Source organism: Schlesneria paludicola DSM 18645, from assembly GCF_000255655.1.
GTDB lineage: Bacteria > Planctomycetota > Planctomycetia > Planctomycetales > Planctomycetaceae > Schlesneria > Schlesneria paludicola.
Genome location: NZ_JH636437.1, coordinates 66236 through 91353, shown reverse-complemented (window position 1 = coordinate 91353; position 25118 = coordinate 66236). Strand labels below are relative to the sequence as shown.

Below are 25118 nucleotides of genomic sequence, written 5' to 3'. Positions count from 1 at the left end.
TCATGGCGTGTGGAAGTGGCTGTCTCAGGCTACTTCGATTTCGCAGGCTGGGGTTTGACGGCCTGAAATTTGACCGTCACAGTTCCAGAGTTGTCGGCAAGCTGACACCAGTCGTCCTGGCAACGGACAAACAGGACGCCATCACGGACCGCTTCATACTCGCCGTTCTTCCCCAGGTCAAACGGCTCGAACAATTCGTAGTCGTCGAACAAGATGCCGACCAGCCGCCCCTGCTGCTGTTCGTCACCTTCCGGACCGATTTTGGGGCCATTCGGCTGCAATGACCAGTCACCGGTCGCGACGAACGAGACTCGATCACCTTGTTTCAACTGAACCTTCGCCGCCTGCCAGCCGCGGTTGGCAATGACTTTGACTTGAGTGGTACTTGTTCCCTTGAGCCGCATTGGTTTGGTTTTCCAGTCCCAAGCACAGAGATCGCATCGGTAACCCTGATCGATTTGTTTGAGAAACAGCAGGTATTCGAATGAGATTTCTTTTGACATCGAACCATAGACATCATCGAACTGGGTCGGCTGGCCACCGAGCAGTGCCAGTCCCAACGGTTTGAAACGCGGCGCGTAATTCGGATTTGTCGAAAGCAGATGGCACAGAACCCAGCGCCAGGCATAGTTTTGCCAACTGTCACCGGTTTTGTGTTTGGAATGCGTGATATCGTCTAGCGACTGGGGCTCGGTGCGTTGCAAATATCGCATGACTTCATCGTCGATTTGAACGCCTTTGTTCTGGTCTCGCCAGTATTTGCCAAGTTCGGCCATCCCTTCCGAATACCAAGTCGGACCCGTCCGTCCGAAGTTTTGATGGCAGAACGCGTGGACCGCCTCGTGCTGCGGAACTCCGCGTTCCGCGACGGCCCAGACGACCGACTTGACCCGCGTGATCTGCTTTTCTCCCAAGGCATTTTGCAAGAAGGCCGTGGCGTTCAAGGTAATGCCAGCCCCGCTTTCAATGCTGGGAAGTGCTTCGGGGGGAATTGATCCCACAGGCCAGTTCTCGCGGCTATCGACGACCGACATCTCTATCGTTTGCGAGTTCGGTTGTCCGTAATAGCGTGAGACAAGTTCGATCATCTTTTCCAGCCGTTCCAACAGTTCGTTCGCTGCCGCGGCAGAGAGATCGGTCTGCAACCGAAAATTCTTCGATTCGTAGACTTCGATCGAAGCCGACACAGGTTGCGTTTCCGCCTTGCCAGTTGACTTCGGCTTTCGCACGGCCGGTGGTTTCTTCGATTGGCCGAATGATTCTTCAGGCAGGGAAATTGCGCAAATTGTGCACAAAAAAAACGCGAAGATGTTGAAGTTGCGATGCATCGCTCGTACTCGATAAAGGAATCGTGAGCGTAACGAAAATGTCATGAAAGAAATCTATGACTATTGTATTCCGCCAAGTACGCAATCGACGGATCAGAATTGTCGCAAAATTAGACTCATCGATAGGTAGTCGTTTGGTTCTGTTCAGGTGTTTACCTGAAGCCTTTATGAATTCTGCGCAGTTCAATCTTCTTTTAACGTTCATACGCTAGAAATCTTGTCGACGCATTGCGACAGGAGTGGCAGCCAGAATTTCTGCATCGAAACTTTCCTGCCCTGTCCGTTGTTTAAATAAGCGTTGTTCGAGCACACGCGCCCGCAGATTACCTTACGAAAAGATGCCTGCTTACGGGAAGGGTGACAGATGAACCTCATGTTCGCGTACTTTGATCCGAGCGCCGGAAGTTTATTACTTCAAGCGCTCGTGGGTGGATTCGGAGGGATCGCTGTCGTCGGACGATACTTATGGATGCAGTTTCTCGGCAATCGAGCCACTCCAACCGCAATGTCGAGTTCGCACGAAATTCAGATTCCATTTCCGAATCAAACGCGGTGAATTATGAGCCTGGATCATTTCGGGACCGAACGTCGCGAGTCTTCGTTCGGGACGGTCAGGTTTATCGCAGCCTGAATGTCGAATCGCTGTCTGCGTGGCGTCACGCCTCGAATGAACCGTTCTTTCAGCGACTGGTCGCGGGGCAGCGGATTGTCGCGACGGATGAAGTGCCGTGGGACGAGTATCGGCAGTTCCAACTGCCAGATCAGGTGGTGGGAGTCCTGCGGCACGAAACGATTCCGTTCGTCAGCTATCCCTACGAGTGGTCGTTCGGGATGCTGCGCAAGGCCGCGCTGCTGCACCTGCAGATCCTGACCGAGGCAGTCAAATCCGGACTCATTCTGAAAGACGCGTCACCCTACAACGTCCAGTTTTTGGGGCCACGGGAAATCTTTATCGACATCGGATCGTTTACTCCTCTGGTGGCGGGTGAGCCTTGGTGCGCCTATCGTCAGTTCTGCGAATTGATGCTGTTCCCATTGATGATTCAGGCCTACCGTGGCGTCCATTTCCAGCCGATTCTTCGGAGTCAGTTGGAAGGGATTTCGGCTCGTCAGTTCCTCCAGTGGCTGCGCTGGCGTGATTTTTCTCGTCCCGGCGTACTGACGAATGGATGGCTGCAGGCCGTGCTTGAGCGAAAGACGCAGGCATTAGGAAGTAGCACCGTTCGCGATCTGAAGTCGAGCGGATTTCAGTCCAACATGATCGAACAATTGCTTTCGAAGTTGACGCAACTGGTCCAGCGATTGTCATGGTCGCCCGAAAAAACCCAGTGGACAGGATACGACAATTCACTGCCACACGTCGCCGAGGACGGGCAGTTCAAGAGTCAGTTCGTGCATCAGGTCAGCCATGCAAAAGTCCACAAACTGGTCTGGGATCTGGGTTGCAACGATGGACGATATTCGATGATTGCCGCACAGTCGGCGAACACCGTCGTGGCCATGGATCAGGATCATGCCTGTATCGATCGTCTCTTTGAATCGTTGAGTTCAAAGCAATCGAATATCCTGCCGTTGTGCGTGGAGCTCGCAAATCCCTCTCCCGCGCAGGGGTGGCGCGGTCGCGAGCGAAAACGACTTGAGGATCGAGGAACTCCGGATCTGGTGTTATGTCTGGGGTTGATTCACCATTTGGTCCTCGCTGCGAACATTCCGTTGCCAGACGTCATTGACTGGCTGGCGGGTATCGGGGCCGAATTGGTGCTTGAATTTCCTTCCAAGCAAGATGCGATGGTCCGGGCGTTACTGCGAAACAAACGGGATCAGTACGTGGACTATTCGCAAGAATGCCTCGAATCGGAACTGGTCAAACACTTCGAGATTTGCCGCCAGGCCGCTCTGCCATCGGGCGAACGGACCATCTACCACGCCGTGCCGCGCGCCGCGGTTAGCAGATAGCCGACGGTTGGATGCGTCTCACACGACGGTGTGTCAACACGCGGCGCTTCTTTGGAACTGAGATTCGCTTTTCCATCTTTTGGCGAGCAAAAGCAGGAGCATTGATTGAGTGATGATGTCGACAAGGACCGCTGCGAACATTGAACGCTCGAACCTGATCAGCGTGCGAACGATGCATCTGTTCACGTTGTGTAGCTTTGCGGTCAGTGGGCCGCTGCTCACGGCATTCTCACGTCAAACGGTCTACATCCATGATCAACAATTCAGTACGCTCGAAATCGGGGTGATGTTGTTGGCGCTGGTGCTGGTCATCCCTGTGATTGTGGTGCTTCTGGATCAACTTGCCGCGCGATGGTCGCGTCGCACGAACGGATACGGTCGTGACGTGGTCGTCACCGTGCTGTTTAACATTTTTGTGTTGTCGCTGCTGCGACCTTATGTGGCCGCAGAGTGGCTAGTCTTCGCAGGTCTTGGAGGGATTCTGGCGCTGTCCATCGCCGTTCCCACTGCAGTTGCGCTGACGCTTCTTTATGTGCGAACCGGTTGGATGAAAGCCTGGCTGACGTTCGCGTCAGTGGGAATCCTTGTGTTTCCCGTCATGTTCGTGTGGCAGTTTCAGGCGATCGTTCGGGCCGAGAGATCGCTCGAGGGCGCATTGGCGATCCAGAATCCCGTTCCCGTCGTGATGGTCATCCTGGACGAGTTCACTTCGGTGACGTTGATGGATAAGCAGATGGAAATTGATGCCGCTCGATTTCCGCAGTTCGCGCGGCTGGCAGGAATGTCGACCTGGTACCGCAACATGACGACGAACCATCCGCGAACCGATGTTGCCGTTCCCACGTTGTTGTCCGGGGTCTTCCCGACAACGGTTCGATCACCGCTCGCCGCCGAGTACCCTGGCAACTTACTGCAGATCATTGACTCGACGAAATCCTACGAAACCGCGGTGTTTGAGCCGGTTGCACGACTCAGCCCCGAACCCGTCAAGCACGTTCGCGCCGTCCAGGCGGGCGTTGCCGGTCGCTGCGTGGAATTGTTGCACACGCTGGCGACGGTCTATCCTCGTCTCATCTTCACGTCCGATACTCCAATTCCCTTTCCCACGATCCCCCGCACCTGGTTTGGGGTGAGGGACGTTTCGACCCAGCGATACATCGAACGACAGCAGATGACCGAAGGGGTATTTAACTACCCGGGTAGCGAAGATCGGCGCATCCAACTCGAGCACTTTCTTCGCTGCCTCAAAGGTTCGGATCGTCCCCGTTTCTGTTTCCTGCATACAGTGTTTCCGCACCATCCCTGGTGCTTTATGCCCAGTGGCGATCAGTATCTGGCCGAGACGTCGCAGTGGCGCTTTCCTACAGGGGCGACGGGCGAATTGGGGGAAGACTGGCATGACGATCCGCCCATCGTGTATCGGAATCAGCAGCGCTATCGGGCTCAGGCGGGTTACCTCGACCAATTCATCGGAAAGATTCTTGATCGGCTACAAGAGGCCAATATTTTGGATCGCTGTCTGCTTGTTGTTACCGGCGATCACGGAGTCTCGTTCCGGCCCGGTCATTCGCGACGTCTTCCCGATGCGGAAACTCTGCCTGAAATCCTGAGCGTTCCCTTGTTCATCAAATTCCCGGGACAATCCGCCGGTGAGATCAGTGATCGAAATGTTGAGTCCGTCGATGTCCTGCCCACGATTGCCGAAGTCTTGGGGGTTGAGCTACCAGCGCCGGTTGACGGAAGTTCGGTGCTAAGCGAGCCTGCCCGGCTGCGAAAGACGCTTTACCTGGATCGAAATACGACGATCATCGAACCGAATGTGCCTCAGCGCGCCGCAGCCGTGAAGCGTCAGGCCGAATTATTCGGTGATCGGCAACTTGAGCAACCGGCCCGGGAATCGATCAGCCATCCGGAATGGCTCAACCGCCCCTTGAGCGACTTTGTGATCGATGCTCGGCCCGTTCCATTTCTGCCCCTCAATCCGCTCAAGGCGGGGTCTTCATGGGAACGTTTCGAACCATCGCAAACAGTCGCATGCCTAGTGATGGGGGAGCTCAAGCCGGCCGATTTGCCAGAGGCTCAAGCCGACCTGGTCATTGCCGTAGATGGCACGATCGTTGATACGGGAACGTCGTATCGAACCGATCATACGAATCTGGCCTTCGAATTCCTCCTGCCGGAGTCGGTCATCAAAACCGCGTCGAACGGAATCGAGCTCTACCTGGTCGATAAGTCGGGTGACCAGTTGAGGCTCCGGCCCTTGGCCCGAACGGTCCATGCCGTGAACGACTACTGAATATGTCATGCGGCCTGATACAATCCGCAGTGGTTGTCGGTTGAATCGGGCGGCCAGCGAGCACGTCCTTCCTCGTTCCTGACGAAAGACCTCACAACGTGATGCATGCACGTACGTGACAGCGTTGAGTGGCCTCCGAACTCCATCAACGAAGATTCGATTTGCAGACGCGTCTTCAACACACTTCAATCAGACCGGGCTGACAGTGCCGTTCGCCTGACGTCAGTCGTCTTTGTTTGCGTCCAGGACTGACAGGAAGGCCTTCTGCGGAATTTCGACCTGGCCGAATTGCTTCATCCGCTTCTTGCCTTCTTTTTGCTTTTCGAGCAGCTTGCGCTTTCGGCTAATGTCACCGCCATAGCACTTCGCCGTCACATCTTTTCGCATCGCGGAAATCGTCTCGCGAGCGATAATGCGAGCGCTGAGTGCCGCCTGAATTGGGATCTCGAACTGATGTCGCGAGATTTCTTCTTTCAGCTTCTTGCACAGGGCGCGTCCGCGTCGTTCGGCTTGGCTGCGATGGACGATACAGGCAAGGGCGTCGACCTTTTCCCCCTTCACGAGAATATCCATCTTCACCAGATCGGCGTGGCGATAACCAATGACTTCGTAGTTCATCGTACCATAGCCCGCGGTGATACTTTTCAGCTTGTCGTACATGTCGAAGACGATTTCGGCGAGCGGCAGTTCGTAGATCACCTGGGCTCGATGTGGGCCGAGAAATTCCGTCGTTTTGTAGACACCACGTCGATCGGAGCAGAGTTGCATGATCGGACCGATCCGGTCCGAGGGAAGAATAAAGACGACCTTGGCGATCGGCTCTCCGAATTCCTCGATCTGACCCGAATCGGGAACTTGTTGCGGGTTGTCGATCAGAGCGACTTCGCCCCCGCGCAATTTCAATTGATAAGTCACGTTGGGAGCGGTTTGAATCAGGTCGACGTCGGCTTCCTGCTCCAGACGCTGCTGGATGATTTCCATGTGCAGCATGCCTAGGAAGCCACAACGGAAACCGAAACCGAGTGCCTCGGACGTATCCGGCGCGAATGAAAAACTGGCGTCGTTCAGACTCATCTTTTGCAGCTCTTCGCGGAGCCGCTCAAAATCGGTGGCGTCGATCGGGTACATCCCGCAAAACACCATCTGCTGTGGGATTTCATAGCCCGGCAGTGGGATTGGCGCACGATTGTGGAAGTCGGTCACGGTATCGCCGACGTGGACATTGCCCAGGACCTTGATTCCGGTGACGATGTAACCCACCTGGCCGGGCCCCAGGTCGTCGCACGGAACCATCTCGGGCCGGAACTGACCCAGTTCGAGAACTTCATGGGCCGTTCCAGCCTTCATGAAGTAGACCTTCTGACCTTTGCGAATCGAACCTTCTTTAATTCGCACATAGGTCACGACCCCACGGTAGTGATCATATTTGCTGTCGAAGACGAGCGCGCGAAGTGGATCGGTGAGCTTGCCTGCGGGGGCAGGAATCCGTTTGATGATCGCGTCAAAGACACTTTCGATGCCAATTCCGGCCTTGCCGCTGACACGAAGACAACCTTCTGTATCCAAGCCGACAACGGTCTCAATTTCTTCCAGAACTTCGTCGATTCGTGTGACGGGCAAGTCGATCTTGTTCAGGGCCGGAATGATTTCCAGGTCCACATTCAGGGCCGCATAGGCGTTGGCAACTGTTTGGGCTTGGACCCCCTGGAACGCATCGACCAGCAGCAACGCCCCTTCGCACGCCGCCAGGCTACGCGAGACTTCGTAGTGGAAATCGACGTGACCGGGTGTGTCGATCAGGTTCAGCTCGTATTCTTGCCCATCGACCGTGTAATTGATGGCGACCGCACGCGCCTTCACGGTGATCCCGCGTTCGCGCTCGACCTTCAGGTCATCCAGGATCTGTTCGCGGAATTCGCGCTGCGTGATCGCCCCACTCTTGAGGAGCAATTGGTCGGCGAGCGTGCTCTTGCCGTGGTCGATGTGAGCAATAATCGAGAAATTACGAATGAATCGCTGGTCAAACATGGGCGATCAGAACAGAAGGAAGGTTGTTGGCAAAAAAAACTCGATTCACGGACCGGTTGTCCGCGTTTCAGGCTGAGACACTCAATTCTATAGGGAAATCGGTCAAGTCGGAATAGATGCCGAAAGATCTTCTAGAGTAATGGTTTGCAATCGGACGAGTTTGAAGGGCCACCTCAGGTTTTCCGAAATCCTTACTTGAGGCCGGTTCATTCGAAATCACCTTTGCCGTCCGTTACGCTTCCACTGTACCGAGCCTATCGTCGACGATTTTGAAAGTAAGGGTTCAAAAATGAAGATCTGGCTGCAAAGTCTGCTTGCGGTGCTTCTGGCTGGGCATTTCCTGGCTGCGGCGGAGGGGCCCGGCGGCCAAGGTGTGGTCGATCCACGTCGACCGGGTGCCATCGACGCGCGCGAGGTTCCCGTCGTACCGGCCGAAATCTTTGCAAAGCTGGCACAGTATCAGAGTGTTCGCGGTGCGGCGTTTCGGGGATGGGCGCCGGATGGGACGGGAATTCTGATCAATACGCGATTCGGAAATTCGTCGCAGTTGCATCGCGTGTATGAACCCGCGGGCCGTCGTGAACAGATCACCTTCTACAACGAGCCGGTGTCGGGAATGTTCATTCCGCAGGCGACCGATGGTGCCATCTTGATGACGATGGACAGCGGCGGTAACGAGAATGATCAGGTTTACTTGTTCGACCGCCGGAAGTTCGAAACGCGGTTGCTGACGGATGGGAAATCACGAAATCAATTGGGCGCGATTCGCGATAACGGTTCGCAGGTCGTGATCAGCAGTAACCAGCGGAACGGCCGCGACAGCGACCTGTATCTCGCCGATCCACGAAAGCCTGACTCGATGGTCCTGCTGATGCAGGTCGAAAAGCAGACCTGGCAGGCGTATGACTGGTCGCGCGATGGCAAGTTCATACTGCTGTCCCGATACGTGTCGGCCAACGAATCGTATCCTGCCTTGCTGAACGTTGCGACGGGGGAACGCACAGATCTGCCGCTGGCGACAGACGAAAAAGCCTCGGTCGGACCGATGGCGATTGCTCCCGACGGCAAATCGATTTTGATTGCCACCGATGGCGGAAGTGAGTTCAACCGATTGGCACGGTTCGATCTGGCGACGCGGAAGTACGAGTGGTTGACGGCCGATATCCCCTGGAATGTGTCGGATATCGAAATTCATGCCGATTCAGGCCAGGTGGCGTTCGCGGTGAATGACGACGGCGCGACGCGGCTGTTTCTGCTGCCGAACGAGCATGCGCCGCGGCGTGATCTGAAGCTTCCGCTGGGAATCGTTTCGGGAATGCGGTTTTCGCCCGATGGAAAGCGGCTGGGTTTCACCTTGGCGCGCGCCGACTTGCCACCTGACGCGTTCTCGATGCAGCTCGACACGGGCGAATTGACCCGGTGGACCTACAGTGAAGTCGGAGGCTTGAATCCCGAGAACTTTGTCACACCCTCGCGCATTCAATTCAAATCGTTCGACGGACGAATGATTCCGGCCTATTACTTCCAGCCGCGTACCGCAGTGGCTGCGACATCCAGCGCGGCGCGGTTGCCGGTGTTGATCAGCATTCACGGCGGCCCCGAATCGCAGTACCAGCCGTTTTTCTCACCGATCTTTCAGTATTACGTGAACGAACTGGGCATCGCGGTGATCTGTCCGAATGTGCGTGGTTCGAGCGGCTATGGAAAGACCTATCTGAAACTCGACAACGCCGAAAAACGCGAAGATAGCGTCAAGGATATCGGCGCACTGCTCGACTGGATTGCGCAGCAACCGGAACTCGATGCGTCACGCGTGGCGGTCGCGGGGGGCTCATATGGTGGATACATGACGCTGGCATCCCTGACTCACTTTGGTGACCGAATCAGAGCCGGGATTGATGTTGTCGGGATCGCCAATTTTATCACCTTTCTGGAGAAGACTGCGGGCTATCGAGTGGATCTGCGAAGGGCCGAGTATGGTGACGAACGCGATCCGCAGATGAAGGCGATCTTCGAGAAAATTAGTCCATTGAATAATGCCGACAAGATTCTCGCGTCACTGATGGTTGTGCATGGTAAGAACGACCCGCGCGTGCCGTTCTTCGAGGCCGAACAAATCGCCGCACGTGTCCGTCAGAATGGCAAATCGGTTTGGACCGTCTTTGCGAACAACGAAGGTCACGGCTTCGCCAAAAAGGACAATGTCGACTATGAGCGCGCGGTGGAAGTGTTGTTCCTCATGAAACATCTTGGGTTGGGGCAATAAGCGGTTTCATGGAGAGCACGGTCCCACTGAACTTCCAACCGAGACTCATTTCTCCGTCGATGCTTCAATCGCTCAATGTGAACCGGCTTCGTTTCGCCGATATTGGCCGGGGGTGAGGCCCATCGATTGATGGAAGTGCAGGGTCAAAGCACTCTGGTCGTAAAACCCGCAATCGGCGGCGATATCCGCGAGCGAGGCCTGTGTTTGGCGGAGTGCCCGACAGGCGACGCTCAGCCGGGTACGGATCAGGAACTGTTTTGGCGTGATATCGAACGTGGCTCGAAACTGACGTTCAAGCTGCCTGGGTGACAACTGGGCCACTTGCGCCAGCATCGGAATCGTCAGGGTTTTTGCGAAATGTTGACGGATGTAATCCACGACTTGGGTCAGGCCTTCGCTGGTCGACGAGTACTTCGGGACCTGTTGGTAATGAGTACTGATTCCCATCACGCCGACAATCTTTCCGCTTCGGGACCGAATCGGCAGTTTTGTGACGACATACCAATCAGGGATGCCGTTGGCGTCGAACCACAGCTCCAGGCACCCACGGACGGATTCGCCAGTGGCAAGAATTCGCGCCTCATTTCTTGCGCTCTCGGTTTGGAGAAAATCGGGGATCAGTTCCACATCTCTCAGTCCAATCACGTCGGTGTCATCGCGTAGACCACATCGTTCCCGTGCCGCGCGATTGAGAAACATGAGACGACCGAGATGGTCTTTTGCAAAGAAAAACACCCCAGTCAACTCGTCGAGTAATTGGCTGAAGTGATTCTCAGGCGGCACGCTTCGAAACCAGCGATCTCGCATTTCGAGACGGCGTTGTTTCTCGTCCGCAGGCAGCGAACCTGAATCAGACATGAAAGGGCGAATTGTCCCCGACGTCGCTTTTCGCATAAAGAATGTCGCAAATGTACAAGACTCTGGCCTGCCCGCGGAATACTCTTCGACTACTCACCAATTATACATATTTCGGGGCCACCGCGGAGACATCGAATGTCTCTTCATTCGCTTCGCGGCACGGGGAATTGTTTACTTGTGTGGGTGAATCTCCAATCAACGTTCGTTCTATTGAATATATCAGAGTGCCAGTAGGATTTGCCCCCTGACGTGGGCGGTCAATCAATCCGCTTGAACCTCCGTTCAAGTTTGGGATTGAGTCGATGGACCGTCCAATCTCGGACTCTCTTCTTATCTGAAGTAACTTCTGAGCCTAGAGTCTGAGTCCAGAGGAAGCCTCTTAAGTGTCGATCGTCAATTCTTGACTTTATCGACTCTCCGCCGATCCTGTCGAATCCATAAGCGCTTACGGGACGTGTAGTTAATTCACGCGAACCGATTTTTTTCTGTCTGTTGTCGTCGAGTGTTTTTCAATCGGAGGACTTGCGCCATGTCGGATTCGAGATTGTCTGAAGTTCGAAAGAAGCTTCGTCAGCGGGGTTTCACGCTGATCGAGTTGTTAGTTGTGATCAGTATCATCGCCGTGTTGATTGCGCTCCTGCTACCTGCTGTTCAGCAAGCCCGTGAAGCGGCTCGCCGCACGCAGTGCAAGAACAATCTCAAGCAAATTGGCTTGGGGATGCATAACTATCACGACGTCTACAACGTGTTTCCAATGGGCTACATGGGAGTTCCAGCCTTAACGTCAACGCCAACACCTTGTTCGGGCGTGAATAATGTGATCGTTAAAGCAACTACGGGCGGCGCAACCGGCATCACTTTCAGCTCGACCGGGCAGGGATGGGGTTGGGGCGTCTTCGTGCTGCCCTACCTGGATCAAGCAAACCTGTATAACCAACTGAATGTCGGCCAGAATCAGGCTGTTTGCGACAACGGTGGCCCTGCCAACGGAAACGCTGTCTTGCAAAGGACGAAAATTGCCGCCTACATTTGCCCTAGCGCCTCCGATCCGGACTTGAATCCGACACGTGACGCAACCACCACCCCAAACAGCCCCAGTGCTCATGCGAAGTCGAACTATCGCGCCATTGCCGGGGTGAATTTCTACGGACTTGAAACGAGAACTGGCCAAACGCCGTTGGTCTATTCGGGCGTATCGGTGGATCCTCTTGGCCTCAAGGGAATGTTCGGCGACGCAGCAATGATGGGCTGCGTCGGAATCCGAGACATCACCGATGGGACAAGCACGACACTTGCAGTTGGCGAATGTTTTAGGATTGATAAGGACTCCAATCTTCAAGCATTCGATGGGACTTTGGGTGAGAAAGTGGGAGGGATGTGGATCGGCTGTCCGGCCGACACGTTCCAGTCGGCGGTCGTCGGTTTGTTGTTGCCATCGGCGAATTTCCAGGTCAACGGCACGTCGATCAATGCCTATAACAGTCGGCACACTGGCGGAGGACAGTTCCTGAACGGTGATGGTAGCGTTCGTTTCATCAGCCAGAATTCTGATGCATCGATTCTGTCGCGAATGGGGACGATCAGTGACGGCGTTGTCGCCAACCTCGAGTGACACGGATGCGGTTTGATCGAACCGGACCCTGAGGAGTCATCAGCAAAGAGCGAGCAACGGAAACGTCGTTCGCTCTTTGCTGTCTTTTTGGGTTGGATGTTCATTTTTCTCGAACTGGTTTCGAAATATTCGCCCTTAAAGTTCGTGCGGTCGCCCTCGATCGCCATTGGAGGTTTCGAAACCGATTCTCAGAGGTTTATGCAAAGTATCATGATTCTAAAAAAGAACTTTCGAAGTGTTGCTCAGTCACTGCTCCTTTTGTCGGTTGTCGGCTGCGGCGGATCCTCCGGAACTCCTCCATTGGGACAGGTCACAGGCGCTGTAACAATCAATGGTGAACCTTTGAAGGACGCCCTCGTGCAGTTCGAGCCGACGACGGGGCGAGGTTCAAGCGCCATCACGAATGCCGCGGGAAAATATGACCTGGTCTACGTCGATCAAACTCGCGGTGCGCTCGTCGGTGAGCACACAGTGCGGATTACGACTTACGTTGAAGAAGACAGTCCTGCCGCTGCGAAATTCAAAGAATCGATTCCGAAGAAATACAACTCGAATTCGGAGTTGAAGAAAACCGTCAAACCAGGCCGTAATGAATTCAACTTTGACTTGGACTAGAAGCTGAGGTTGTGGAGCGATTTTCGAACCGCTCACGATTGAACCAGCCCGCCGGTTCGACGTTGCAATACCGACGCAGGAATCTTGCTCAGACTCGCTCGGTTCGGATCTGCATGCCGAACGTCTTGAGTTCACTGGGTTGTGAGGAATAGAGGACCATTAGTGAACCGACTTGTGATCGTTTTCGGCCTTGGCGTCTTCGTTTCGAGTGTGATTTCCTCCTCAGGCGCAGAAGCTCCGTCGAAGAATGGCGCGGCCGAGAATCTTCCAGTTCCGCACTTTCCACCAGGTGAGGCAATTCGCGTTTCACCTAAGCGTGGCATGGCTCAGATTGGTCGCGGCCAAGTCGGCAATACGCATCGTCCGATCATCGCGGGAACGGCCGACGTTTCCGGAAAAGGGCCGTTTGATCTCTTTCTGTTTCCTGACCGTTTGATGCCGTTTCGTGGTTTCGATCAGCAAGGGACTCCCTACTACGGTCCCCAGGTCACGACCAAGGGACATCCGATGAATGGAATGGTCTTGACGGGAATGGACCAGCAGATTTACGGGGTGTTCAGTGGCGGCAAATCAGTTCACGTCTGCCGATTCGATCGCGCCAGCTCAACCTTCGAACCATTTGCTGAGTCGCCGAATCTGGATATTCCGGGCGATCTTGGAATGGGAATCGCTTGCTACATTGATACGAGCAACAAGATAAATGTGTACTTTAGCGTTGCAGACGGTGTGACCTATCGACCACCGGCCCCGCCCGATTTCAAGGAAGGGGATTATCCACCTTACTTCCATCGATCCTCTTACATGCCGTTTGACGGAGCCGGTTTTTGGCGTGGAAACATTCCCCGTCGGATGCTCTATCGGGCACGGTTCGACTCATTGAAACTCGAGAAAGTCGAGTTGGTCGAACGTGTTTCCAAAGGGCCGGGCGAATTCCCTTTCGACTGTTGGGGGATGGCGGTGCTGAATCTGGGGAAGGACCATGTTCCCGGTCTCAGTAGCGGCGAACATCTCGGGGTGTTCCACTACTACGCGATCGATCCGGCGACGGGGGCGCTGAAGCCGAATGATTTCGTCAACAACGAAGAGCAGAATGGTCTGCGGCACTTCGCGATCAACATGAGCGTCAAATCGATTCCTGATCCGAAGAGCGGTTTCTCCAACCTGATTGTCGGTGATACGGCGCGAGTCTGGTTCTATCCATTCAGCGGGAAGTTCTCGGCCAACGGCGCGCCGATCTACAAAGCCCCTGCCGCGGTGCTTGGCGAAGGAATTCCAATGTCGCTGGGCGAACTGCCAATCATCAGTCCCGGCGATCTCGACAAGGATGGGCGAATCGATCTGATCGTGGGGAACGATGCCGGTCAATTGATGTTCGTCAAGAACATTGGCACCAAGCAGCGTCCCGAGTTCGACAATCCCGTCTATGTCTCGGTCGGAGGTAAGCCGCTGGATATCAAGGCGGGCTATCGCGGATCGGTGCAAGGTCCGGCAGAAGCGATGTGGGGTTACACCTGTCCGACCCTAGTTGACTGGAACGGCGATGGACGGCTCGACGTGATTCTCAACAGCGTTCTAGGGGACTATGTCGTCTTGTTACAGTTGCCGCTGAATGGCACCCCGAAGTTCGCTGAACCGAAGTGGATGTATTCCGACGGAATCCAATTGCATTTGGCGTGGCGATGCCAACCGGCTGTCACCGATTGGGGAAAGCGTGGCGGACGCCTTTGCGTGATCGGTCTGGATGAACAGAATCTGCTGCGCCGCTTCTGGCGGATCGACAATGAAAACGTCGAGCGGGGTGAACTACTGACATTGCAGGATGGATCGAGCATCACCGCCAATGTCGACGAACAGGCCGGACAGACTGGCCGAGCCAAGCTCGTGGCGCATGATTGGGATCAAGATGGAAAGATGGATCTGCTGATCGGAACGTCACGCGGGTTGTCCTTTCCGGCGTCGAAGACGGTCTACTATCCGAGTGCGTTCTATCCGAACCATAAGGCTTCGGTTCTGTTCCTGCGGAATGTCGGCACGAATGAAGATCCGGTGTTCGACTATGTGCGGTTCGTGCAATTCCGCGGCGAACGGATTGCCTTCAATATTCATGACTGCTCGCCTGCCCCGGTCGACTTGGGACGCGGCGTCATCGATCTGCTGATCAGCGAGGAAAACGGCGGCATTCACTATTACCCGCGTGAAGAGCTCTCGATCGGTCCGGCCGCAGAATAGAACGCGGAATCACAGAACGCGCATCCAGGAATTCCTCTTGTTTCCCTCGTTCCCATGCTCCCCGGCTTGTTGATTTAATCGTCGCGCGTCGTCAATTTTTCGATTAAATCAACACGCCGTCCCGCTTGGGAACGCTTCCTACATATCCGAAATGTATACGTCGGTCCGATGCTGCTTTCCTGCTCGACAGAAGGTCAAATCGCAAAAGGCGTTACCAAGCTGGGGCTTGGTAACGAGGAAATTGCAAATTGATTCGAACCCCAAACTGCGCAACTTCAAAAGCGGCAGTTTGGGAATGAGGAAGGCGAGGGGGAAAGTGCCCCCTTGGTGGTGCTTCCTCCTCAACGTTTCCCGCCTCAGCTCTTCAGCAGGTCGCGAAGCACCTTATGCAGGATGCCCCCGTTACGGTAGTACTCGACTTCCACCGGCGTATCGATGCGGCACGTGGCCACGAAGTGAATGGCGGTCCCGTCTGGCTTGGTGGCCATCACTTCAATCGCTTGCAGCGGCTTCAGATTGTCATCTAACTGGATCTCGAACGTTTCTGTTCCGTCCAAGCCCAGGAATTCTCGATTTTCGCCCGGTCGGAACTGCAGCGGCAGAACCCCCATACCGACCAGGTTGGAGCGATGGATTCGCTCGAAGCTGGTGGCGATCACGACACGGATTCCCAACAGGTAAGTCCCCTTAGCCGCCCAGTCGCGTGACGACCCGGTTCCATATTCGGCACCGGCGAGCACCACCAGCGGCGTGCCATCGGTCTTGTATTTCATCGCGGCGTCATAAATCGACATCTGATCGCCGGTCGGGAAGTACTTCGTGACACCGCCTTCGGTGCCGGGACAAAGCAGATTTCGCAGACGGATGTTGGCGAACGTGCCGCGGGTCATGACGCGGTCGTTACCACGACGGGCACCGTAGCTGTTGAAATCGAGCGGTGCGACACCATTGGCCTGCAGGAAGAGGCCGGCAGGCGAGCTGGCCTTGATCGATCCGGCGGGGCTGATGTGGTCGGTTGTGACCGAATCGCCGACGGACAGCAAGCAGATCGCGCCGCTGATCCCGTGGATCGGTTTCGGCTGGGCGGGCATGTCGATGAAGAACGGCGGCTCTTGAACGTAGGTGCTCTTTTCGTCCCACTTGTATTGAGGGCCGGTGGCCCCCGTAATTTTTTGCCATTCGACGGGGCCCTGAGCGGCGTGGCTATATTCCGTCTTGAACATTTCGGGGGTGATCGACGACGCAATCGTGGCTTCGATTTCCTTGGAAGTCGGCCAGATATCCTTCAGGAATACATCTTTGCCCGCCTGATCCTTGCCGAGCGGTTCGGTGGTCAGGTCGATGTCGGTGGTTCCGGCCAAGGCGTAGGCGACGACCAGTGGTGGACTGGCCAGGTAATTGGCTTTCACCTGAGGGTTGATCCGGCCTTCGAAGTTCCGGTTTCCAGAAAGCACCGCGGAAACGACCAGGTCACCTTCGGACACGGCCTGCGAAACAGAATCGGGCAGCGGTCCGCTGTTCCCGATGCATGTGGTACAGCCGTAGCCGACGGTGTTGAATCCCAATTGATCGAGTGGTTTGTCCAGGCCCGATTTGGCGAGGTATTCGGTGACAACGCGACTACCGGGAGCGAGACTGGTTTTGACCCAGGACTTGCTTTTCAAGCCTTTCGCGACGGCGTTCCGAGCGAGTAATCCAGCGCCCAGCATCACCGAGGGGTTGCTGGTATTGGTGCAACTGGTGATCGCGGCGATCACCACAGCTCCGTCGCCGATCTTCGCATCAGAACCTTTGACGCTGACGGGCGCTGCTGGGGTGGGGTGGCCGAAGCTGGTGCTGCGTTCCTTGATCCAGGCTGTTTTCATGTCTGTCAGCAGCACGCGATCCTGCGGACGCTTGGGGCCAGCCATTGAGGCGACGACGGTCGACAGGTCGAGTTCGAGCTTCGATGTGAAACGTGGCTCGGGAGAACTGGCGGTGCGGAACATTCCTTGAGCCTTGTAATAGGCTTCGACCAGTTCCACTTCTGCGGCGGTGCGACCGGTGCGGCTGAGGAACTTCAGGGTTTCATCATCCACCGGGAAGAAGCCCATCGTGGCGCCGTACTCTGGAGCCATGTTCGCGAGTGTGGCGCGGTCTGGCAGGGACATCCCGTCGAGGCCCGGGCCGTAGAATTCGACGAACTTATTCACCACCCCGTGCTTACGCAGCATTTGCGTTACGGTCAAAACGAGGTCGGTTGCGGTTGTGCCTTCAGGAAGCTTGCCGATCAGTTTGAAGCCAACGACTTCCGGCATCAGCATGTAAATCGGCTGGCCCAGCATCACCGCTTCGGCTTCAATCCCGCCCACGCCCCACCCAACGACGCCCAAGCCGTTGATCATGGTTGTATGGCTGTCGGTTCCGACCAGGCTGTCGGGATAGGCGACGCCGTTCTTTGTCAGAACGACTTTCGCGAGGTATTCCAGGTTGACCTGATGCACGATCCCAGTGGCGGGTGGCACCACGCGGAAATTGCTCAGGCCTTGTTGTGCCCAACGCAGCAACTGGTAACGTTCAAGATTTCGCTCGAATTCCAAATCGACGTTTTTCTGCAGTGATTCGCTCGCGCCGAAGTAATCCACCTGCACCGAGTGATCGATGACCAGGTCGCACTGGACCAGGGGATTGATCTTCTTGGGGTCGCCACCCATCCGGATCATGGCGTCTCGCAGCGCGGCCATATCGACGACTGCGGGGACGCCCGTGAAGTCTTGCAGCACGACGCGGCCAACCATGAACGGAACTTCGACCTGTTGCGGCTTGGCTGCGTCCCAGTTGGCGACTTGGGCGACATGTTCTTCGTTGACGAGGAACCCGTCGACATTGCGAAGACACGATTCAAGCAAAACTCGCATCGAAAACGGCAGCGTATCGATTTGACCAAATCCTTTGGCCGCGAGTTTTGGCAGCGAGTAATACTTGAACTCGCCGCCGCTCGTCTTGAGAACAGACTCCGCCCCAAACGGATTCGTTGCCGCCATATCAGTTTCCTTGCCCGTTAAATTGACTCAATGGCCACCGCGAGGTTCGCGGATCGTGTGTGCCGGATTGCGTTTTGGGTGTGATTCGCCCGATTGCGATGACTTGAAACGCGTCGCTAAATCGACATTTCACTCTATATTGTGAATGTTATCACGCTTCAAAATCGTTGAGAAGCAATGAACTGCGAGGAACACCGAAGTTTCAGTAGGGGTTGAAATCGTCGCAAACATTTGTTGAATAATGGTTTACTGTAAAATGGACGCCGTCCGGCGTCCTCCATCTGCGTGGCATCCCGACCGGTTTTCTTACATCCTCGTCAAGTGGTGCGGGGGCTGGATGAGCGACAAAATCGGGCCATTCTGTCTGTGTTATCCCCTTCGTGTCGTAGATCGACTTCAGGGACAATCCCGTGAGGCGGCAAATGTATTGCCGGGGTGGGCGCTTTGCGATTCGTATTTTTTAATTCGGACTCCAAGAACGCTGGACGTCCCTTTCGTAACAGAATTCTCCAATCAATCGCGTTTGATCCATCTTAGTAAGTTGATATCTCTAAAAGGTTTTCGTCTGGATCGCGAAGGTAAATCGATGTGATCGGTCCAATCGCACCCGCCCGCGGTACCGGTCCCTTGAGGATGGGGATTTGTTCCCGTTTTAGATGCGTCAAGAGCTCGCTCGTCGAGACTCCCGCCACAAAGCACAAATCGGCGGAACCGGGTGTGGGAACGGCTGCGTGCGGTTCGATTTCCTGGCCGATTTGATGCAGATTGATTTTTTGACTGCCGAATTGCAGTGCTTTTCGCCCTGCTCCGAATGTCACCGCCGTCATCCCGAGCACGCGCTCATAAAATTGGCAGGTGGTCCGAATGTCTCGCACTGTCAGCACGAGATGGTCCAATGAAGTCACGAGCATGACATCTTCCGCAAGATAGAGGTCGATTTTTCCGCCGATACAGGGGTCGAGTGTTGAATTGTACGTGCGAATTAACTCTTTGGCCCTCCTCCCTTGAACCTGTTTCTTCTTCCTTCCTCTGTCTCTCCGTGCCCCTGCGTCTCCCCCACCGCCAGTGTGCTTCCGAAGGACGCGAAACGCAGTCGTGGGACCAGCGGGGATGAGGGAGACGCAGGGACACGGAGAAACAGAGAAAAATTCCTTTATAACGAGACTATGAAATATGGAGACGATCCCATTGATTGCCCGGTTGAATCAGCATCGTGCGTGGACGAATCGCAATTTGCGGGCGGCTGTCGCATTGCTGAATGACGAACAATTGCATACTTCGCTTCCGATTGGGCAGGGAAGTGTCTGGAAATCGCTCACGCACATGTACGCCGCGGAGTACGTCTGGCTTGGCGCGCTGCATGGTGAAGAAGAGCCACTGGTTCAGGGGGATGTGCGGGGAAAGCTTCCTGGAAACCAGCTTGGGGAAGGAAAGATCGCTGATTTCGTGGAACTCCGTCAGAAGTGGGAAGAACTTGAGCTGCGATGGAGCGAATATGTGAATGGACTGCAGCCATCGGAACTCGAGGACACTGTATTTAAGGTTGTGAGCACCGCCGGTGCAGGGGTTCGATTTGGGACCCGGCGCGCAGACATTCTGCTGCATGTGTGTCTGCACGCCCATTACACCACAGCCCAGACCGTTAACATGCTGCGGCAGTTGGGGGTCGAAAAACTGCCTGAGTCGATGTTAATCAGCTTGGCTCGCCACGAATTGGCGACCTAATAGCCTGTTGAAGTAAGGGGGCAAGCTGTTAGGTCGTCGGGACGTCATGGAGTTTTTTCATCCGATTGGAGCCAGTCCCCGTTGCTCCAACAGGCTGCTAAGAAGGTTCAAGCTCAGCATGTCGCCGGAAAGACATTCCTTGACGGTCTTTGCGGGTCGACCTACACTGACCGTCTTCCGTACAAGTGGCCCGGTCTCCCTCATGAAGTCTCAGCATGAAAAGCGAAGAGCGACATCAGCTTCTGACAAATGATCTCGGTGTTGTCACCAACAAGACCGCAAGCTTCCTCGAACGTCATCTCGGAACTGCGATTGCCGTGCTCTGTGCGGCACTGGTGTTCGGAGCGATCGGGTTCTGGTGGACTCGCAGCAGCGAAGTGGACAATGCTGCCGCTTGGAAAGAGCTGGATGAGGCCAGCACGCTCGATGATTTCGGGAAAGTGGTCGACCGCTTCAAAGGGAAGCTGCCGGCGCAGTGGGCTCAGTTGGTCTATGCCGAAAAGACATTGCAGTCTGCCTTGCCGCTGATGTTCACGAATCGTGAACTGGCCGTCACCGATTTGAAGTCGGCCCGCGGCGATTTTGAAAAGTTGCTGCACGAAAAGTCCGTTCCCGCGGCGATTCGTGAACGGGCTCTTTGGGGAGTCGCTCAGTGCGTTGAAGCGACGTGTGACGGCGATACCTCCAAACCGATCGAAGCCTATGATCAATTGTTGAAAGACTATCCCGAGACGATGTTCAAAGTCGTGGCCGACGAGCGTCTGGCCGCTTTGAAGCGAAAAGACGCCGCCGAGTTCTACACCTGGTTCAGCAAGGAAAATCCCAAGCCGCCAGAAGTGCGGCCGTTCGACATCAAGCCGGACGGTGCCAAGACTCCTGCCGCAGACGAGAAAAAGGATGCGGCGCCCGCTGCACCGGCTGACCCGAAAGCGAACGAGCCAAAGGCCGAGGAAAAAAACACGGAACTGCCGAAGCTGGATGACTCGAAGCCCGCAGAGTCAGAGAAGCTCGCTGAACCTGCAAAACCCGCTGAGGGCGATCAGCCGAAACCGGCCGAACCGCCAAAAGATGGTGAAAAGTCACCCGAAAAGAATTGAAACCGACTCGGGATCAAGAGTCGTCCATCGTATTGAAATCGCCGTTCAGGAAGCCCGGCCACCTCAAGGAGCCGGGCTTCTTGCACGTCCCTGCAGTCTGTTCGGGGTGGTCCGCAATGTCGGATTGGCCCGAGTCTAAATTGTCTGAGATGAAGTAGTATTAAAATGAGCGACGAAGAACCTGAACTCGAGCCCACCGAAGAAGTTGCACAGGCTCCTGGCGAGCCCCTTAAATCGATCGTCGAAGCGCGGGCTCATGGTTGGCGCGTCGATCACTATCTGGTTCGGCTTTATCCCAACTTCAGTCGGGCCGCCTTTCAGCGCGTGCTCGAAGATGACGGCGTCCTGATCAATGGGCTGCCGGTCAAAATGTCACGTCGGTTGCGTGTGAATGACTGCATCGAATTTCGGTTGCCGGAAGAACCCGATCGCACCCTGCCGCCCGAAGATATTCCGCTGAATATTCTCTATGACGACGATGCGCTGATCGTTATCAACAAGTCGGCCAATATGATCGTGCATCCGGGGCGAGGAAACTACCTCGGGACATTGGCCGGTGCGCTGCAATTTCATTTTGATCGTCTCAGCGACGTTGCGGGCAAGTTTCGCGCAGGGATCGTGCATCGACTTGATCGCGACACCAGCGGAGTCCTGGTCGTCGCCAAGGACAATACGGTTCATCATCACTTAAGTCGTCAGTTTGAAGAACGGACGGTTGAGAAGGAGTACCGGGCGATTACTTGGGGTGAACTCTCGTTCGATCGTGATTACATCGAAACGCACGTCCGAGTCAGCAATCGCAATCGGGAACGGATGATGGTCTGTCCCGAAGGGAATAACTCGCGTCACGCAGCGACGTTCTACGAGGTTCTGGAACGGTTCAATGGCTTTTCGTTTGTCAGGCTTTGTCCACAGACCGGTCGAACACATCAGTTGCGCGTGCATATGCATCACCTCGGACATCCGATCGTGGCGGATCGCCTTTACGAAGGAAATAGTTCGCTCAGTCTTTCCGAACTGGTCGAAGGCGTTTCCGAAGACGACGACGAAGTCTTGATGTCGCGGCAGGCACTCCATGCACTTAAGTTGGGGTTTGATCATCCCGTGACGGGGCAGCGAATGGAATTTGAAGCCCCCCTGCCCGATGATTTCCAGCGAACACTCGACGCCATTCGGAAGTACCGCACAAAGCCGGCACGCGTGGCGCCCGTGCGTCGTTAGCTCTTATTTCTACAGAGCGTTGTGTCGAGTGCCACTGCCGCGGTGCAAAACAGTGCGGCTGTACATAAGCAACGTGCCCACACGGGGTTTCGGTGATCCGAAACGCTCGACATGTTGCGAACGTGAGATTGACACGCGAGTGGCAACGGCGTATTTTTGAGTAGTCAAAACTTTGCTTTCCAGGATACTCATAGTCTTACCAGTCTTTCTTCCCCATGCTCTGCAAGAGCCCTGCTTTGTTGGAACCTGTTTCCATGCTGCCACATCAATTTTGGTCTTGGCCGTTATGTCTGACACTGCTGATGCTCAGTGGTTGCTGGAGTTCAGGTTCAGGTGGAACGACGACATCCGTGCCGTCGGGAAGCGACAAGAAAACTCTTCAGATCGTGGCGACGACGGGGATGGTGGCGGATCTGGTACGTTCCGTTGTGGGGGCGCATGGCAACGTCAAGACGTTGATCGGAACCGGTGTCGATCCGCATCTGTTTAAGACGACGCGGCATGTGATCAATCTGTTGCACGAGGCGGACATTGTCTTCTATTCGGGACTGATGCTTGAAGGCCGGATGCAGGATGCACTGCAACAGGTCAATCGGCCCGAGCATCCGGTGATCGCGGTCACAGAGCGGTTGGAGAAAGATTTTCTGCGCTCGCCACCCGAGTTTGAAGGGCACTATGATCCCCATGTCTGGATGGATGTCGTCGCCTGGAGCCGGTGTCTCGATGTCATCGTGGATGTGATGGTCAAGATCGATCCGGATCATGCGGACGAGTTCCGTCAGAATGCGCAGCACTATCAGGCGGAACTGGTGGAGTTAGACGAATACATCACCACCGTGATCAAGTCGATTCCTGACGAACATCGCGTGCTGGTGACGGCGCACGATGCGTTTGGTTATTTCGGCAGACGGTACGGAATTGAAGTTCGCTCCGTGCAGGGTGTCACCACCGAATCCGAAGCGGGGATCCAGGACGTGAACCGTCTGGTCGACTTTCTCGTACAGCGTAAGCTTCCTGCGATTTTCGTGGAAAGCAGTGTGAACGAGAAGAACATTCGGGCGGTGATCGAAGGAACCACATCGCGAAAGGTGACCGTCCGCATTGGAGGGGAACTGTATTCCGATGCCATGGGGAGTGAAGGGACGTACGAAGGCACCTACATCGGAATGCTAGATCACAATGCCACCCGAATTTCTGCTGCATTGGGGGGAGCACCGCCCGAGCGCGGTTTCCGCGGCAAATTAAGCGTTGCGGTCGAAGAACGTCGCAACGCGTGGCAAGGCGATGAACGATGTATTCAAGATCCCAATATTGTCGCGCGATCATTCCGACCATCAATTCAGGCGAACGGGCGTGCGGCATTAGTGCAGACTGGCTCCGTAACGTGCCTGTCCCCATTATTTCACGGCTCAACAGCGTCTTCTTTCAATAACTTGTTCTCGGCATTAATGCTCCGGGCGAATTGCGACTTGTTTCGCGGTAGATCACAGCACGGTCAATATCTCGGCACGTAACTTTTGGACGTGGAATCGCTCAGGAAAACATGGCCGCTGATCATTCTTCGACATCTCCACTTTCGATTCACGACATGACGGTGGCCTATCAGGGGCGACGTGTGTTATGGGACATCGATTACGATGCCCCGGCCGGAAAACTGGTCGCGATCGTTGGGCCGAACGGTGCCGGGAAAAGCTCGCTGATCAAGGCTGTGTTGGAACTGGTTCCGCTGACGGATGGCGAGATTCGCTTCTTTGGCAAGCCGTACCACGAGCAACGCGGGCGGATTGGGTATGTGCCACAACGAACCAGTGTCGACTGGGACTTTCCCGTCAATGCTCTGGACGTCGTGACGATGGGACTCTACCGGACGATTGGCTGGTTTCGCCCCGTTACCCGTTTCTATCGCCAGCAGGCTTTGGCAGCCTTGGAGCGCGTAGGGCTGGGCGAATTCGCGAATCGCCAGATCAGCGAGCTTTCAGGGGGGCAGCAGCAACGCGTGTTTCTGGCGCGAGCCCTCGTACAGAACGCTGACCTGTATCTAATGGACGAACCCTTTGCTGGCGTCGATGCGGCGACGGAGCGGGCGATCGTCGAATTGCTGCGCGAACTGCGTTCGACCGGAAAAACGGCGCTGGTTGTCCATCACGACCTACAGACTGTTGCCGAGTATTTCGACGAAGTCCTGCTTCTAAACATGCGTTTAGTGGCAAGCGGTCCTGTCGAACAGGCATTTACCGCAGAAAACCTGCGCGAAACGTACGGTGGAAAACTGGCCTTGCTCGATCAGGTCGGTAACCGGATGCGTTATCCCAGTACGACGCTACTTTGATGCCAGCGACCACCGGTTAGCTGCCTGTTGACGTCACAGGGGGCTGGAATCCTCGCAGATACAAAAACGTCTGACGACCATGGTGCCTCTGCTCTGCTTTCATCAGGCTGCCAGCCGTCGTGTTTCTGTCAGCTGTTCAATTCGCCCGTTGAATTGTGCCTCGAAAATCCAGACGGTATCCAGAAATCGCCGCGAAACAGGAGTTTTTGTCACAATACCTTCAATCATGAGCTAGGTTTTACGGGATTGTCGAAGCTTTCTTCTGAAATGCCGGATGGGGTCAACCGTGCTGCCCCCACCGCAAGATGCCGAGGATGCCATGATCCAGACCTGCCAGAATTACATCTCGTTCTATAAGCAATACGCGATCGACTGGTGGAATCACATCGGGCCAGTCGAGTACGTCGTCTTGTTGTCGTTGGTCGGCATCATCGGCTATGTCTCGATGCTCAAGGGAAATAAGCGAATCGCATAGCGATCATGGAAGGTCCTGCGAGGTCGCCCTGTCGAACGTCCTTGCCCGTTCACACGGGAT

The 25118-nt window shown here is 55.2% G+C and carries 18 protein-coding genes; 13 read left to right on the top strand and 5 right to left on the bottom strand.

Features of this window, described 5'->3' with window-relative positions:
• Nucleotides 1-29: 29 nt before the first annotated feature.
• The gene (locus OSO_RS0138575) at nt 30-1229 is read right to left on the bottom strand and encodes a hypothetical protein (protein ID WP_157606158.1); all 1200 of its coding nucleotides are present in this window, start codon (nt 1227-1229) and stop codon (nt 30-32) included.
• Nucleotides 1230-1692: 463 nt separating this feature from the next.
• Here OSO_RS0138575 and OSO_RS51235 point away from each other — a divergent pair, with 463 nt between their 5' ends.
• The 3 genes from OSO_RS51235 to OSO_RS0138565 all read left to right on the top strand — a co-directional run bounded on the left by OSO_RS51235 (nt 1693) and on the right by OSO_RS0138565 (nt 5580).
• Nucleotides 1693-1884, top strand: coding sequence for a hypothetical protein (locus OSO_RS51235; RefSeq protein ID WP_010588066.1), 192 nt, complete (start codon nt 1693-1695; stop codon nt 1882-1884).
• The gene (locus OSO_RS0138570; protein ID WP_010588065.1) at nt 1881-3284 is read left to right on the top strand and encodes a class I SAM-dependent methyltransferase; all 1404 of its coding nucleotides are present in this window, start codon (nt 1881-1883) and stop codon (nt 3282-3284) included. Before OSO_RS51235 ends, OSO_RS0138570 begins: the two co-directional genes overlap by 4 nt.
• A 112-nt stretch (nt 3285-3396) precedes the next feature.
• Entirely contained in the window at nt 3397-5580 is a 2184-nt protein-coding gene (locus OSO_RS0138565) for a sulfatase-like hydrolase/transferase (protein WP_010588064.1), read from the top strand.
• Between the two features lie 222 nt (nt 5581-5802).
• Here OSO_RS0138565 and lepA read toward each other — a convergent pair whose 3' ends face one another.
• Nucleotides 5803-7608, bottom strand: coding sequence for a translation elongation factor 4 (gene lepA / locus OSO_RS0138555; protein ID WP_010588063.1), 1806 nt, complete (start codon nt 7606-7608; stop codon nt 5803-5805).
• 289 nt (nt 7609-7897) lie between these two features.
• Here lepA and OSO_RS0138550 point away from each other — a divergent pair, with 289 nt between their 5' ends.
• Nucleotides 7898-9874 (top strand): S9 family peptidase, encoded by a 1977-nt coding sequence (locus OSO_RS0138550; protein WP_010588062.1) that lies wholly within the window; start codon nt 7898-7900, stop codon nt 9872-9874.
• A 72-nt stretch (nt 9875-9946) separates the two neighbouring features.
• On the opposite strand, the gene OSO_RS0138545 is transcribed toward OSO_RS0138550, so the two are convergent.
• Nucleotides 9947-10732, bottom strand: coding sequence for an AraC family transcriptional regulator (locus tag OSO_RS0138545; protein WP_162130587.1), 786 nt, complete (start codon nt 10730-10732; stop codon nt 9947-9949).
• A gap of 529 nt (nt 10733-11261) precedes the next feature.
• Between OSO_RS0138545 and OSO_RS46790 the strand changes: the two genes are divergently transcribed.
• From OSO_RS46790 to OSO_RS0138530, 3 genes are all read left to right on the top strand, one after another.
• Nucleotides 11262-12344: a DUF1559 domain-containing protein gene (locus OSO_RS46790; RefSeq protein WP_010588060.1), complete on the top strand. Its 1083-nt coding sequence runs from the start codon at nt 11262-11264 to the stop codon at nt 12342-12344.
• A gap of 210 nt (nt 12345-12554) precedes the next feature.
• Nucleotides 12555-12959, top strand: coding sequence for a hypothetical protein (locus tag OSO_RS0138535; RefSeq protein WP_050986309.1), 405 nt, complete (start codon nt 12555-12557; stop codon nt 12957-12959).
• Nucleotides 12960-13121: 162 nt separating this feature from the next.
• Complete coding sequence (locus OSO_RS0138530; RefSeq protein WP_010588058.1) at nt 13122-15188, top strand: FG-GAP repeat domain-containing protein; 2067 nt, start codon at nt 13122-13124, stop codon at nt 15186-15188.
• 356 nt (nt 15189-15544) lie between these two features.
• Here OSO_RS0138530 and acnA read toward each other — a convergent pair whose 3' ends face one another.
• Nucleotides 15545-18211, bottom strand: a complete 2667-nt coding sequence (acnA, locus tag OSO_RS0138525; RefSeq protein ID WP_010588057.1) for an aconitate hydratase AcnA — start codon at nt 18209-18211, stop codon at nt 15545-15547.
• A gap of 533 nt (nt 18212-18744) precedes the next feature.
• A complete protein-coding gene (locus OSO_RS0138520; RefSeq protein WP_010588056.1) occupies nt 18745-19122 on the bottom strand; it encodes a VOC family protein in 378 nt (125 codons plus the stop codon).
• Nucleotides 19123-19384: 262 nt separating this feature from the next.
• On the opposite strand from OSO_RS0138520, the gene OSO_RS0138515 reads away from it, so the two are divergent.
• The 6 genes from OSO_RS0138515 to OSO_RS0138485 all read left to right on the top strand — a co-directional run bounded on the left by OSO_RS0138515 (nt 19385) and on the right by OSO_RS0138485 (nt 25058).
• Complete coding sequence (locus OSO_RS0138515) at nt 19385-19936, top strand: DinB family protein (protein ID WP_010588055.1); 552 nt, start codon at nt 19385-19387, stop codon at nt 19934-19936.
• A gap of 215 nt (nt 19937-20151) precedes the next feature.
• The gene (locus tag OSO_RS0138510; RefSeq protein ID WP_010588054.1) at nt 20152-21033 is read left to right on the top strand and encodes a hypothetical protein; all 882 of its coding nucleotides are present in this window, start codon (nt 20152-20154) and stop codon (nt 21031-21033) included.
• Nucleotides 21034-21198: 165 nt separating this feature from the next.
• Nucleotides 21199-22254, top strand: a complete 1056-nt coding sequence (locus OSO_RS0138505) for an RluA family pseudouridine synthase (RefSeq protein ID WP_010588053.1) — start codon at nt 21199-21201, stop codon at nt 22252-22254.
• 254 nt (nt 22255-22508) lie between these two features.
• Complete coding sequence (locus OSO_RS46785; protein WP_010588052.1) at nt 22509-23768, top strand: metal ABC transporter solute-binding protein, Zn/Mn family; 1260 nt, start codon at nt 22509-22511, stop codon at nt 23766-23768.
• 29 nt (nt 23769-23797) lie between these two features.
• A complete protein-coding gene (locus OSO_RS0138495; RefSeq protein ID WP_010588051.1) occupies nt 23798-24583 on the top strand; it encodes a metal ABC transporter ATP-binding protein in 786 nt (261 codons plus the stop codon).
• Between the two features lie 274 nt (nt 24584-24857).
• On the top strand, nt 24858-25058 hold the full coding sequence (locus tag OSO_RS0138485) for a hypothetical protein (protein ID WP_010588050.1): 201 nt from the start codon (nt 24858-24860) through the stop codon (nt 25056-25058).
• Nucleotides 25059-25118: the final 60 nt, after the last annotated feature.